Genomic DNA, 12722 nt, shown 5'->3' with positions numbered 1-12722 from the left:
GGGGGGGGGGCCCCCCCCCCCCCGCCCGCCCCCGCCCCCCCCCCCGCCTCTCGTTGGCCGACACCCGACACCAAAGCGTGCGGTAGCCGACTGTGACCAGGTCATCACGCAAAGCACACTCCTCCCCGACACGTCCCTGTCGAGTGGAGGAACCATGCGTCTCCGAACGTTCGTCACCGCCGCGCTGGCCGCCGTCCTGGCCGCCAGCGCGCTCGCACCACCGGCGCCGGCCGCCGCCGCCACCGCCGACCGCTGGGGCTTCGCGTACGTCAAGGACCCCACCGTGGCGGTCTGGACCGTGCTGGACACCAGCCGGCAGTGGGGTAGCTGGAAGACGGCGTTCCCGGCCGCCTGGGCCGACGGCGTCAAGCTCGCGCCCGGTCGCTTCCAGGTGCGCTTCCCGCAGGTGGGCGCCGGCGCGCGGGGCGTGCCCCACGTGACGCCGGTGAACCGGACCGGGCACTACTGCGAGGTGGTCCGCTGGTTCCAGTCCGGCACCGACGAGATCGTCGACGTGCAGTGCCACCGGCCCGGCGGCACCCGCGAGGACACCCCGTTCACCGTGCTCTGGACGACCAGCTCGGGCGTCGTGGCGGCCGGCACCTCCCACGCGTACGTGCAGTGGACCAGCGGCGTGCTGGCGCAGTCGTACAACTCGACGGGCGCGGTGAACACCGCCGGGCCGGTGGGCGTCGGGCAGTACCTGGTACGGCTGCCCGCTGTCGGACTGGCCGGCGTGCTCGCCGGTGACGTGCAGGTCACCGCCGTACAGCCGAACGCCGGACCCCGCCGCTGCAAGGTCAACTCCTGGAGCGCGGTCGGGACCGGGGTGCAGGTCTACGTGTTCTGTTACGACCAGGCCGGGGCCGCCGTCAACACCGACTTCGTCCTCTCGTACCACCGTCGCCGGCCGGTGATCGGCTCCCTCGGCCCGCCGTCGTACTTCGGTTACCTGGGTACCGCCGTGGGCGGGCCCACCAACGACAACTCGGTGCTCGGCGTCGGTGCGAACACCGTCGCGGCGATCGCGCCCGCCGGCCGCTACCTCGCGACGTTTCCGCAGATCGGTCTCAAGGAGACGCACGCGCAGGTGGTGGCGCAGGGCGCCGGCAACAACTACTGCCACCTGACCCAACCGTGGACGTACACCACCAACGCCGACGTCGACGTGATCTGCTTCGACAACGCCGGCGTCGTCACCCCGCACCGCTTCCTGGCCACCTTCACCTCCCGGCTCTGACCGCACGCGGCAAGTCCCGCCCACGGTTCGATCTGGTGATCGGACCGTGGGCGGGACCAGGTGCCGCGGTGGTCAGCCGAAGCAGTTGGGTACGGGTGGTGCGCTGGGCGTGCAGTTGGTGGGTCGGTTGCCGCTGATGGCCGACTTGTCGTCCACGGTGACCTGACCACCGTCGTTGAACACCCCGCCCGGCGCCACGACGGAGACGTTCTCCGTCACCTTGGTCTGGGTGAGGGTGAGGGTGGCGTTGTTGTAGATTCCGCCGCCGCGCGAGTTCGTGCCGAACGCCTTGTTGCGGCTGACGAGGGTGCGCCGCAGCACGACCACACCGCTGCCGTTGTAGACGCCGCCGCCGTTCTCGATGGTGCTTCTCGTGCTGGCGGCGTTCTCACTGATCTGGCTGTCCTCGGCCACGAACTGGCCGATCTGGTTGAACACACCGCCGCCGCGTTGGCCGGCGTCATTACGAACGATCTTGCCGTGCTGGAGCTGGAAGGTGCCGTCGGTGAAGATGCCGCCGCCCTCGCTACCGGCCGTGTTCTCGGTGACCTCGATATTCCTGGCCGTGGTGGTGCCGTTGATCCCGGTGCGGATGCCACCGCCGCGGAAGCCGGCGCTGTTGTGGTGCACGCGGACGTCGTCGAGCACGGCGACGCTGGAGTTCGACAGGCCGCCGCCCGCGCCGCCGATCGGCAGGATGACGACGGTCCCGATCGTGCTGTTGTCGCTGAGCCTGGTGTTCCGCACCGTGAGGTTGCCGTTGTTGTAGACGCCACCGCCGTCGAACAACGCGCCGTTGTCGCTGATCCGGCTCTCGTCGTCGCCGTACCGCTCCCGGTCCTTGCCGTCCTTGCCGTCCTTGTCATTGCCACCGTGGTCGCCGCGGCCGAGGATCCTGGTGTCGCCGAAGTTGGCGATCCCACCGCCGGTGCCGTTGGAGTGGTTGAAGACGACGTCGATGTTCTCCAGGGTGGCCCGACCGCCGACGTCGACGCGGATGCCACCACCGCCACCGCCGATCCCGCTGGTGTCGTCGCCGCCCTTGATGGTGGCGTCGCGCAGTTTCAGGTCACCGCCGGCCCCCACCTCGAGGATCCGGAACGGCGTCGCGGCGGCCGCCCGGACGATCGTGGAACCGTTGCCGTCGATCGTGATCGGCTGGGTGACGATGGGAAGTCCGACGGGGCCGAACGGCACGGGCGGCTGGGGCGCGGACGCGTTGAGGGTGTAGGTGCACCCCTTGGCGAGCCGGAGCTTCGCCCCGTTGCCGGCGTTCGCGCGGACGATCGCCGCGATCAGCTCGTTGGCGCCGCACGGCACGTCCCAGGCGTCCCGGCCGCCACCGCTCCAGTCGTCGTCCCCGCGCTCCTTGTCGCCCCCGTGCTCCTTGTCGCGACCGCCCGGATCGTGCTTGCCGCTGTCGTCGTCCGCCGCCCGGCTGCTGCCGGCGAGGACCTGTTTCCCGAGCAGTCCTCCGCCCGCTCCGAGCGCTCCGGTCAGGCCTCCGGGCACGCCGACGGCCGCCAGACCGGCGACCCCGGTCAGTCCGGCCACCCCGGCGACGAGCCAGCGGGCCCGGCGCCTCTTGGCCGGACGTGGCTGGTCTGCCGCCGCATCGCTGACGTTCGGGTGTCGATGGTTGGACATATCTGGCCCTTCTCCGTACACCGTGTCTCTGCACGCCACAGTCGGCGCAGACAGCGACAAATCGGTTGTCGCTCCCACGGGGAACGTAGCCGAGTCGAACTCACATCAACCGGACTTATGCGAAGAAGTCCTACGTTCGACGCAGGAGTGCGCATGACGGCCCCTTGCCTCCGTCACGCCGAAAGGTTATCCTCTAGCATGTTAGTCGCTAACTTTAAGGGGTCGTAGCCGATGCCAGCGGGTACGGGTCGCTGGCGATCGGCCTCGCCGGCTGCGGGTTCGGCGTCGGCGCCGTGATGGCCACCTCCCTGGAGGCGGCGGTCGGTTCGGTTGGTGACGACGACGCCGGCAGCGGCTCGGCGGTGGTCAACACGTTGCGGCAGGTCGGTAGCGCCGTGGCGGTGGCCGCGATGGGCAGCGTGCTCTCCGGCGTCTACCAGCGGGACCTTGATCCGGCGCTCGGCGGTCTCCCGTCCACAGCGGCCGACGCGGCCAGGGAGTCGGTGTTCGGCGCGGCCGCCGTCGCCGAGAAGCTCGGACCAACCGGTTCCGCGCTGTTGCGCTCCGCCCAACTGGCGTACGTCGATGGAATGTCGGCGGTGTGGTGCTGCTTCGGACTCGCCGTGGTCGGCGCCGCGCTCTGCCTGGCCCTCCTGCCGAAACGCGAATCGTTCGCATCGGTGACACCGCACCGGCCGGGTGCCGGGTGAGCGGCATCGCGCAGAGCGGCGGTTAGGCTGCCACGGTATTCAGACGAATCCGCAGAATGAGGCCCCTGTGAGCAGTGCCGATGCTTCCCGGGCACCGGGATCCGACTGGCGCCGCGAGAAGAGAGAACGCACGCGCCGGCAGCTTCAGCAGAATGCCATGCGGCTGTTCCTGGAGAAGGGTTTCGACGCCACCACTGTCGAGGAGATCGCCGCCGCCAGCGGCGTCTCGCACATGACGTTCTTCCGCTACTTTCCCACCAAGGAGGACGCGGCACTCGAGGACGGCTACGACCCGATGATCGCCGACCTGATCGCCGAGCGTCCGGCCGACGAGCCCGCCATCGACAAGATCCGGCACGCTCTCACGCACGGGCTCAACCAGCTGTACGACAGCGAACGCGAGGTGCTGCTGTCCCGGATGCGACTGGTCTACCAGACGCCGGCGCTGCGGGCCGGCACCGGACAGCGACGCGACGCCGACCAGCAACTGCTCATCAAGGCGCTGGCGCCGACCGCCAGCGGATCCCGGGACAGGCTGCGCCTGCGGGTTCTGGTCGCGGCCGCGCTGGCGGCCACCACGGAGGCCATCCGTTACTGGGCGGAGAGCAACGGCGCCGACGACCTGCGCCACCTCATCAACGAGGCCTTCGACGCGCTGCGCGCGGAGGTGACCCAGGGCGCTTCGGGCGACGAACCCCGCACCGACGCCGCCGCGCCGCGATCGCGATGAACGGCCGGGACCGGCTGGGACTGGTCGTCACTCGGCGAGCAGGTGCTTCTGCACCTTGCCCATCGCATTTCGGGGCAGCGTGTCGAGAAACCTGATCTGGCGCGGCCGTTTGTGGACGGACAGCGTCCGCGCCACGAAGTCGACGAGCTCGGCCGCGCTCACCTGGTCCGCGACGACGAAGGCGGTGACCTCCTGGCCGAGGTCGTCGTTCGGCGTGCCGACGACCGCGGCCTCGCGAACACCCGGGTGGGCCAACAGCGCATCCTCAACCTCACCAGCGCCGATCCGGTAACCACCGCTCTTGATCAGGTCGGTCGACCGACGACCGACCAGTCGATGCACACCATCGGGCGACACGCTCGCGATGTCCCCGGTGCGGAACCACCCGTCCCCGTCGAGCAGCCGGGCGGTCACGTCGGGCTTGCCCAGGTAACCGTCGAAGAGCATCGGTCCGCGAACCCACAGCTCCCCGATGGCCGTCCCGTCGGCGGGTACCGGCCGCCCGTCCTCGTCGAGCACCCGCGTCTCCGCGCCCGGCACGGGAGTGCCGACCATGCCGGGCCGACGGTGCGGGTCATCGGCGCGATTGCTCAACGTGATCAACGTTTCGGTCATGCCGTAACGCTCGACCGGCTGGTGACCGGTGAGCTGGCGCATCCGCTCGAACGACGGCGCGGGCAGGGCAGCGCTGCCGGAGACCAGCAGCCGCGCCGAACTGAGGCGCGCGGCGGCCGTCGGCTGGGCGCAGATCCGCGACCACACCGTCGGCACTCCGAAGTAGAGCGTGCCGCCCGCCTCGGCGTACGCCTCGGGCGTCGGCCGTCCGGTGTGGTGCAGCCGGCAGCCCACCCGCAGCGCGCCGAGCACGCCGAGGACGAGACCGTGGACGTGGAACAGGGGCAGACCGTGCACCAGGAGGTCGTCAGGGGTCCAGGCCCAGGCGTCGGCGAGCGCGTCGATGCCGGCCTCGACGGCACGGTGCGACAGGACCGCCCCCTTGGGCGCTCCCGTGGTGCCGCTCGTGTACATGATCAGAGCAGTGCGTTCGGGGGCCGGCGTCGGGTGCCGGGTGTCCGAGGTACGGCCCAGGTCGACCCGACGGACACCGATCCGCGCAGGTTCGTCCCCGGTGCCGCCGAGCAGCAGTGTCGCGCCGGAATCGCGCAGGATGTGCGCCCTCTCCCGAGGACCGGAGTCGGGCGGCACCGGGACGACGGCGGCTCCACCGAGCAGCGCGCCCACCATCCCCACCACGGTCTCGGCGGTCGCGCTGGCGTGCACGGCGACGACCGGTTCGCCGCGCAGGTCGTCTGCCACCGCGGCGGCGCATTCCCGCAGGCGCTCGGCGGACATCGTCACCGGCCCGAGGCGGATCAGATCATCGACGGTCGGGCTGGAGCGGTCGAGACCGTCGAGCAGGCGCATGGACCGAGGCTACGCCGAATGTCACGCGTACCTGACCGTCAGTATCTCCGGGGCTCACCCGGCGAGCGCGACGCAGCGGACGGACGTCGGTCGCGGCGGTGCGAGCAGTCCGCCCCCGACCGGCGGCGGGCGGGTCAGAGCCGGCGGAGCCGCTCGCGGAGCCAGCCGCGGTCGGGGTTCACCACGGCCTGAGCGTCGAACACGACCGTGGGCACCGTCTCGTTGCCGCCGGTGATCGCCCGAACGGCCGCGGCACCCTCCGGGTCGTGCCATATGTCGACCCAGTGTGCCTGCCGAGCGAGCCGGCCAAGTGAGAAGCGGAGCTGGAGGCAGTAACGGCAGCCGGGGCGCCAGTACACGATCGGCAGCCCGTCCGCCGCGCTGGCCCGCTGCGCTTCGGCGGCCCCCATCGAGCGGGGGAAGGCCCACGGCGACACCCCGAACGCCACCACCAGAAAGATCAGAAACTCGACACCGCCGACCACTGGCGACCCGGCGGCCAGTTGCGAAGCCAGGACCAGCACGCCGAAGGTCGCCGTCAACACCGTCAGGGCCCACCGCCGCACCACGCTGGGGACACTACCGTCGACGACCGGCTGCGCCCGCGCCACCCCGGTGGAGACCGGCCCGACACCCAGCGTCGCCCGGCGTCCATCGCACCCGCCGGGGGGCGCGCCCGACATCCATTGACTGATGCGAATACGTAAGCGCATCGCTACTATGGGTCAGTCTCGAGGCAAGGGGGTAGTGCCCGCGTGCGAAGTCCCGTCAACGGAACCGCGCCGACGTCCGCGCCCGGTCGACCCGCGCCCGTCGTGGCCGACCGACCGCGCGGGCTCGTCCGGCGTCTGGCGCTGTTGGCGGTGGCCGTCGGGGGCGGCTTCGTCCTGGCCCTCCTGTTCCAGGGGCCGGCCAGCGCCGACGACACGCGCGGCGGTTCCGGCGGCGCGCTTCATCGGCAGCTCGGCGCTCTGGTGGAGCCGGTCCGGCAGGTCACCATCACCGAACGCTCCGACCCCGACCCCCGCGGCGGCGTACGCGCCGACGACCCCCGCCGTGGCGGGCGCCACGCTCCGCTGACCGGCGCGATAGCCGGTGTCGTCGGCGCACGCGACGTGCCGTCCCCGACCGCGTCCCGCCGCCCGACGGCGGCCGCGCGGACCTCCGTGCCGCCGTCCCGGACGGCCACCTCCGTCCGGTCCGACGCCACACGGTACGAACGGCTGCGCTCCTCGACCGCGGCCCGCGCGACTCATCGTTCCGCCCACCGCGCCCGCCCACCTCGATCGGCGGCAGATTTCGCACGGCAGCCGGCGACCGCCGCGCCCGATCACCGAGAGCTGCCCGAAGCGCTCGCCTCGCCCGCCGTGGCGGGCCTGCTCACCCCGGTCCTGCGGCCCGCCGTCGACGTCGTGCGCGCCCTGCCGATCGCGCCCGTCGTCCCGGCGCTGCTGCGCGTCGTCGACGCCGTCCTGCCGCCCGCTCTCGGCGCGGTGGTCGTACCCGCGCCGCGTTCACCGGTCGCTCCCCCGGCGCTCGAACCGACCGCCGCGTCGCCCGCCGCCTCGCCCGGCGCGGCGCCCGCACCGGCCCCGCCAACCCCGCCGCCGGTTCCGGCGCTGCCGCCGATACACGCCGCGGCGACGCCAGCACCGGTCACACCGCCGCCGACACCCGTGGCCGCGTACCCACCTGCCATGGCCCCACCGGGCCACCTCGCCGCGCGCCCGGCGCCGCCGGCCGTCGCGGCCTACCCTCCGGGTCAGCCCGTCACCCCGGTCGACCAGGACGCCGCCGGCACCGACGAGGGCTCGGCGCCCGCGCCGGGCCTGATCCGGCCGGCTCACCGGCAGTCACACCCCGGCATCGCCGCGCTCTGCCACCTCGTGCCGCTCTCCGTCGAGAGCCGAACTCCGTCTGGGATCGCCCGCCCGGGCTGAAGCCGGCCGCCGACCGCCGGGCTGCTCGCCCGCGCGGTCGGTCCCACCCCGCTGGCCTGGTCAATGGTGCCCGCGCCCACGCGCCCTGACGGCGTGGTGGGCCCATGGCCGCCCGACTTCTCGCGTACGACGATCGCTGCCAACCCGTGGACACACCGGGTTCGGTGACCGTCGTGACGTGCACCTGAGATCGGAGAAACACGGTGATCCACGTTGTTGTCGCCGAGGACATGGGTTTGCTGCGCGGAGCGCTCTGCGCCGCGCTGTCCCGTGAGGAGGACATGGAGGTGGTCGCCGACGTCGAGGGCGTCGGCGAACTGTTGACGGCGGTCCGCCGGTGCAGGCCGCAGGTGGTGGTGCTGGCGCTGACACCGGAGCTGCCCGACCCGGTGGAGGTGGTCGCCCGGATCAGCGCCGAGGCGCCGCACGCCGCCGTGTTGGCGATGAGCCCCCGGTGGAGCCCGGCCCTCGTGGAGGCGGCGCTGGCGGCCGGCGCACGCGGCCTGGTCGGCAAGGACAGCCCGCTGGTCGAGTTGGTGCGGTCGATCCGCGCGCTCGCGGCCGGGGAGCGGGCGATCGACCCGGCGGCCGCGGTGGCGGTGCTCAGTCCGTCGGAGATGCCGTTGACGCCCCGGGAGTTGGACGTGCTGCGGATGGCCGCCGAGGGTCTGCCACTCAAGGAGATCGCCGGTCGCCTCTTCCTGGCCCACGGGACGGTGCGTAACCACCTGTCGGCGATCCTGCGCAAGATCGGGGCCCGCAACCGGTTGGAAGCGGTGTGGCACGCCCGGCGCAACGGCTGGTTGTAGCCATCGGGGCGGGTCCGTCACGGGCCCGCCCCGTCGCCGTGCGGCCCCGACGAATGCGTGTTTGAATATTGACGTTGAGTGATCGTCATGCAAGCGCGGGAAGGTTCGTCGTGATCCGTACCCTGCTCGCTCTGGACGGGGCCCTGGTGTTGGGGGCGCTGTCGTTCGTCCTCGCCGCCGAGGACGACATCCGTGTCGTGGCGGAGGTGGATCGCGGCGACGCGGTCCGCGCGGCCGTCCATGCCCAGCGCCCGGACGTGGTGGTGGCCGACCTCGATCTGGTCGAGGAGGAGGTGCCCGGTCGCCTGGGCCTGTGCCCCATCCTGATGCTGGTCCACCCGCACCGGGCCCGCCGACTGCGGGGGATGCTCAGCCCGTCCCGGACGGTCGGCATCCTGCGCAACGACGCCGCCCCCCAGCGGGTCGTCGACGGGATCCGCCGGCTCGCCCGCCGGGAGCCCGTCCTCGACGCGGACCTCGTCGTCGCGGCCCTGCACTCGGACGACCCGCTGACCGAGCGGGAGCGGGAGGTGTTGACGCTGACGGCGGCGGGGGCACCGGTCGCCGAGGTCGCGGCGTCGCTCGGGCTCAGCCGTGGGACCGTCCGCAACCACCTCGCTCGGATCGCCCGCAAGGTGGGTGCGCGCACCCGGGTCGAGGCGGTGCGGTTGGCGGGCGAGGCGGGCTGGATCTGACCGGCGGAGGTCAGGCCGGCCGGGTCGCCGGGGACGGCGTCACCGGCTCCTCCCAGCAGCCGACGAGCGCCCGGTAGGTGGCCGAGCGGGTCAGCAACTGCTCGTGCGTCCCCACGGTTGGCGCGTCGCCGTCGAGGACCAGCACCCGATCGGCGCGCAGGGCGGAGCTGATCCGGTGGGCGACCACGACGAGGCTGCCGGGCCGTCGAGCGAAGGCGGCCTCGACGGTCGCCTCCAGCGCCGGGTCGAGATGGCAGGTCGCCTCGTCCAGGACCGCCAGCGGGGCGGGCGCGAGCCAGGCCCGGACCGCCGCGACGAGCTGCCGCTCACCGGCGGAGAGCTGGGCCGGTACGACCGGCGCGTCCAGGCCACCCAGGCGGGTCGCCAGGGGGCGTGCGCCCAGCTCGTCGACGGCGACCGCCAGGGTGTCGTCGTCGGCGTCGGGCCGGAGGTAGCGGAGGTTGTCGGCCAGCGTGCCGGTGAAGACGTACGCCTGCTGGGGCAGCAGCACCCGCATCCGGGCCAGGACGGCCGGCGCGGTGTCGGCGACCGGAGCACCGGCCAGGTGGACCGTGCCCTCCTGCGGTGGCACGAGCCCGGCCAGCAGAGTGGCCAGCGTGGACTTGCCCGCGCCGCTGGGTCCCACCACGGCAAGGTGATCGCCGTTGGCCAGCGTCAGCGAGAAGTTCCGCAGGATCGGCTCGGCGCTCGGGCCGTACCGGAAGGTCAGTCCCCGGACCTCGGCGGCCGGTGACCCCCCGACCGGCCTGGTCGACCGGCGCGGGCCGGGAGTCTCCCCCGTGGGCGCCGGCCGGTGGGGATAGACGCGCAGGATGTTCTCCAGAGTGACCGCGTAGCGCAGCCCGCCGCCGCCGAGGCCCTGCACGAGGGTGTGCACGGCGGGTTGCAGCCCGGTGGACACGTAGATCAGCGCCCCCAGCACCGCGCCCGCCGTCATTCCGCGCTCGACCAGCCACGGAGTGGCCACGAGCAGCACCACCAGCGGTGACCATCCGCCGATGCCGAGGCTGAGGCTACGGATCACCGCCATTCGGGCGAGGGTGCGCTCGGCGGCGGCCTGCGCCGACACGTGCTGCTCCACCTCGGACGCCACGCGCGCCTGGGCGCCACAGGCCAGCACGTCGCGGTGACCGGCCAGCGCCGTCGCGGCCGACTGGCCCAACCGCTCGCCCGCGCGGACGTACGCCCGCTGGTGCGCGACCATGGCCGGCAGAGCGGCGAGAAACACGGCCAGGCCGGCGACCAGCGGCGCGGCGGCCAGCGCCGCCGCCACCGGCGCGAGGGCGAGGAGGCCGAGCAGGGCAGCGCCAGCGGAGAAGAGGAAACCACGCGTGACCATCAGCAGGCCGGCGAAGGTGTCCCGGACGATCTCCATCTGGTGGGTCAGCCGGGTCATCGCCGCGCTGTCCGGGCGACCACCCGCGCGGGTGGCGTCCCGGAGCGCGCCCCGCACCACCTGGGCGGCCACCTCGTCGCGGAACGGCTCGACCACCGCGCCGAGGCTCCGGTACGTCCGGCCGGTCGCCGCCGCGCCGACCAGCACGGCCACGGCGAGGACCCCCAACCACGCCAGCCCGTCGACGAGACGCCCGGCCAGGAAGCCGTGGTCCACGGCACGGGCGACCAGCAGGCCGGCGAGCAGCGCCGGCAACGCCTCGACGAGCGACCACCCGCAGAGACGGGCGAGGTCAGCTCGGCGGGCCCGCAGCGCCCGCCAGGTCACCCGGCGCACGGTCAGCGGGGTCACGATCCACCGCCGGCCGGCTCGAACACGGCCCGGTAGTCCGGCTCGGCCCAGAGTCGCCGGTGCGGCGCCAGCGCGCGCAGCCGACCGCCGTCCAGCCAGGCGACCAGGTCGGCGCGGGCCGCCGCCGCCGCCCGGTGGGTGACCACCAGTCGGGTCCGCTCGCCGGGGCGCCCGACGATCGCTTCGGTGATCCGGTGTTCGGTCGCCGTGTCCAGGCTGGACGTCGCGTCGTCCAGGATGAGCAGCCGCTCGGCGGCGAACGCCCGGGCCAGGCCGAGGCGTTGGGTCTCACCACCGGAGAGCGGCGCGTCCACCAGCGGTGTGCGGTACCCCTCGGGCAGCCGGTCGATGACGTCGGCGACCGCCGCCAGACGGGCCGCCCGCAGAACCGCCGGCGTGGCGGGGCGCGCGTCGGCCGGTGGCACCGCGACGGCGCCCGGCAACGCCAGGCCGACCGCGTCGTGGACCGTCGCGCCGATCAGCACCGGCTGGTCGAAGGCGTAGCCGACGGCTCGGCGCAGCGCCGACGCGTCGAGGTCACGCAGCGGCACGCCGTCGAGGAGCGCCGTACCGTGATCCGGGTCGTGCAGCCGTCCCGCCACGGCCGCGAGGGTCGACTTGCCGGCACCGGACGCGCCGACGACGGCCACGGTCGCGCCGGCCGGCACGTCCAGGTCGATGCCGTCCAGGATGGGCCGGCCGTCATCGCCGTACACGCGCACGCCCCGCAGTCGCAGCGCGCCGCCGCCGGGCGGTAGGGGCCGGTCGCCGCTCGTCATGGCGGGCTGTCGCAGCGGTTCGGCGACCCGGTGCGCCCCGGCGCGGCTGCGCACCAGGTGGTTGAGCGTGGCGAGGACCGCACCGAGGCCGGCGCCCATGGCCGCGTACCGGACGGCGGCGACCAGTTCACCGGGCGTGAGCCAACCGGCCGTCAGGGCGTACCCGCCGACCGCGACGACGCTCAGGTGCAGCAGCGGCGCCACGGCGGCGGTACGCGCGCTCGCCCGGGCCAGCAGGTCCCAGGTACGTCGGCCGTGCCGGCCCAGCTCCGGCAGGGCCGCCAGCACGCGGGCCTCCTCGCGGTGGACGGTGGCGGCGGCGGCGATGGTCCGGGCGCCGGTCAGCGACTCCAGCAGTCGGCCGGCGATGACGCCGAGCACCCGTTGGTAGCCGGCCGTCGCGGCGGAGGCGTCGGCCACGAAGGCGCGCATGAGGACGGCGAGCAGGCCGAGGCCGGCGAGCAGGGTGATCCCCAGGATCGGTTCCAGGAGGGCGAGCGCGACGACGCTGCCGAGGGGCGGCAGCACCGCCACGGCGGCCAGGACCACGGCGTTGCCGGCCTGCCCCGCGTCGGCGGACTGGCCGACCAGGCGACCGACGAGATCGCCCACCGGGTACCGGCGGGTGGCACGCACGTCCAACGCGAACAGGTGGCACAGCAGGTGGCGGCGCAGTCCGGCGGTGGCGCGGGCGGCGCCGAATCCGCTGGCCAGGTCGGTCAGGGCGTCGACGCAGACGAGGGCGACGACCAGGCCGCCGGCGGCCACCGCCCACCAGAGCGGGCCTCCGGTGAGGGCGGCGTCGACGGCGCGGCCCAGGGCCGCGGGAAGCAACAGTTCGGCGGCCGCGCCCAGGAGCGCGACCGCCGCGAGCCCGGCGGTCCAGCCGCCGCCAGCCAGGACCGTTCGCCGCAGCAACCGGTCCCCCGCGTCGAACGTCGACATCGCTCCTCCCGGTGCCACGCGGTCGCCCTGGGTG

11 protein-coding genes are annotated in these 12722 nt (G+C 73.7%); 6 read left to right on the top strand and 5 right to left on the bottom strand.

Features of this window, described 5'->3' with window-relative positions; all coding sequences use genetic code 11:
• Window positions 1-154 precede the first annotated feature (154 nt).
• The gene (locus tag AB0J36_RS22660) at window positions 155-1240 is read left to right on the top strand and encodes a hypothetical protein (RefSeq protein ID WP_357125431.1); all 1086 of its coding nucleotides are present in this window, start codon (window positions 155-157) and stop codon (window positions 1238-1240) included.
• A gap of 72 nt (window positions 1241-1312) precedes the next feature.
• On the opposite strand, the gene AB0J36_RS22655 is transcribed toward AB0J36_RS22660, so the two are convergent.
• The gene (locus AB0J36_RS22655) at window positions 1313-2887 is read right to left on the bottom strand and encodes a hypothetical protein (RefSeq protein ID WP_357125428.1); all 1575 of its coding nucleotides are present in this window, start codon (window positions 2885-2887) and stop codon (window positions 1313-1315) included.
• Window positions 2888-3183: 296 nt separating this feature from the next.
• Here AB0J36_RS22655 and AB0J36_RS22650 point away from each other — a divergent pair, with 296 nt between their 5' ends.
• Together AB0J36_RS22650 and AB0J36_RS22645 are read left to right on the top strand one after the other, a co-directional pair.
• Window positions 3184-3597, top strand: a complete 414-nt coding sequence (locus AB0J36_RS22650; RefSeq protein WP_363661083.1) for a hypothetical protein — start codon at window positions 3184-3186, stop codon at window positions 3595-3597.
• 157 nt (window positions 3598-3754) lie between these two features.
• A complete protein-coding gene (locus AB0J36_RS22645) occupies window positions 3755-4327 on the top strand; it encodes a TetR family transcriptional regulator (protein WP_357125422.1) in 573 nt (190 codons plus the stop codon).
• A 27-nt stretch (window positions 4328-4354) separates the two neighbouring features.
• On the opposite strand, the gene AB0J36_RS22640 is transcribed toward AB0J36_RS22645, so the two are convergent.
• Window positions 4355-5752, bottom strand: coding sequence for an acyl-CoA synthetase (locus tag AB0J36_RS22640; protein ID WP_357392561.1), 1398 nt, complete (start codon window positions 5750-5752; stop codon window positions 4355-4357).
• 134 nt (window positions 5753-5886) lie between these two features.
• Window positions 5887-6435, bottom strand: coding sequence for a glutaredoxin domain-containing protein (locus AB0J36_RS22635; RefSeq protein ID WP_357392562.1), 549 nt, complete (start codon window positions 6433-6435; stop codon window positions 5887-5889).
• A 72-nt stretch (window positions 6436-6507) separates the two neighbouring features.
• Between AB0J36_RS22635 and AB0J36_RS22630 the strand changes: the two genes are divergently transcribed.
• The 3 genes from AB0J36_RS22630 to AB0J36_RS22620 all read left to right on the top strand — a co-directional run bounded on the left by AB0J36_RS22630 (window position 6508) and on the right by AB0J36_RS22620 (window position 9196).
• Window positions 6508-7692 (top strand): hypothetical protein, encoded by a 1185-nt coding sequence (locus tag AB0J36_RS22630; protein WP_357392563.1) that lies wholly within the window; start codon window positions 6508-6510, stop codon window positions 7690-7692.
• 203 nt (window positions 7693-7895) lie between these two features.
• Window positions 7896-8501, top strand: coding sequence for a response regulator transcription factor (locus tag AB0J36_RS22625; protein WP_357125411.1), 606 nt, complete (start codon window positions 7896-7898; stop codon window positions 8499-8501).
• A 110-nt stretch (window positions 8502-8611) separates the two neighbouring features.
• A complete protein-coding gene (locus tag AB0J36_RS22620; RefSeq protein ID WP_357125408.1) occupies window positions 8612-9196 on the top strand; it encodes a response regulator transcription factor in 585 nt (194 codons plus the stop codon).
• Between the two features lie 10 nt (window positions 9197-9206).
• On the opposite strand, the gene AB0J36_RS22615 is transcribed toward AB0J36_RS22620, so the two are convergent.
• Both AB0J36_RS22615 and AB0J36_RS22610 read right to left on the bottom strand, forming a co-directional pair.
• Window positions 9207-10964: an ABC transporter ATP-binding protein gene (locus tag AB0J36_RS22615; protein WP_357392564.1), complete on the bottom strand. Its 1758-nt coding sequence runs from the start codon at window positions 10962-10964 to the stop codon at window positions 9207-9209.
• A complete protein-coding gene (locus AB0J36_RS22610; RefSeq protein ID WP_357392565.1) occupies window positions 10961-12688 on the bottom strand; it encodes an ABC transporter ATP-binding protein in 1728 nt (575 codons plus the stop codon). The genes AB0J36_RS22615 and AB0J36_RS22610 overlap by 4 nt, the downstream gene beginning before the upstream one ends.
• Window positions 12689-12722: the final 34 nt, after the last annotated feature.

Source organism: Micromonospora sp. NPDC049662, from assembly GCF_040675055.1.
In the GTDB taxonomy this organism is placed as follows: domain Bacteria; phylum Actinomycetota; class Actinomycetes; order Mycobacteriales; family Micromonosporaceae; genus Micromonospora.
This window is presented reverse-complemented; position numbering and strand designations above follow the sequence as displayed.

Bases quoted from the DNA above. Each gene is read 5' to 3' on its own strand.
- AB0J36_RS22660 (WP_357125431.1), top strand. From the start codon at position 155: ATGCGTCTCCGAACGTTCGTCACCGCCGCGCTGGCCGCCGTCCTGGCC.
- AB0J36_RS22655 (WP_357125428.1), bottom strand. From the start codon at position 2,887: ATGTCCAACCATCGACACCCGAACGTCAGCGATGCGGCGGCAGACCAG.
- AB0J36_RS22650 (WP_363661083.1), top strand. From the start codon at position 3,184: ATGGCCACCTCCCTGGAGGCGGCGGTCGGTTCGGTTGGTGACGACGAC.
- AB0J36_RS22645 (WP_357125422.1), top strand. From the start codon at position 3,755: ATGCGGCTGTTCCTGGAGAAGGGTTTCGACGCCACCACTGTCGAGGAG.
- AB0J36_RS22640 (WP_357392561.1), bottom strand. From the start codon at position 5,752: ATGCGCCTGCTCGACGGTCTCGACCGCTCCAGCCCGACCGTCGATGAT.
- AB0J36_RS22635 (WP_357392562.1), bottom strand. From the start codon at position 6,435: ATGTCGGGCGCGCCCCCCGGCGGGTGCGATGGACGCCGGGCGACGCTG.
- AB0J36_RS22610 (WP_357392565.1), bottom strand. From the start codon at position 12,688: ATGTCGACGTTCGACGCGGGGGACCGGTTGCTGCGGCGAACGGTCCTG.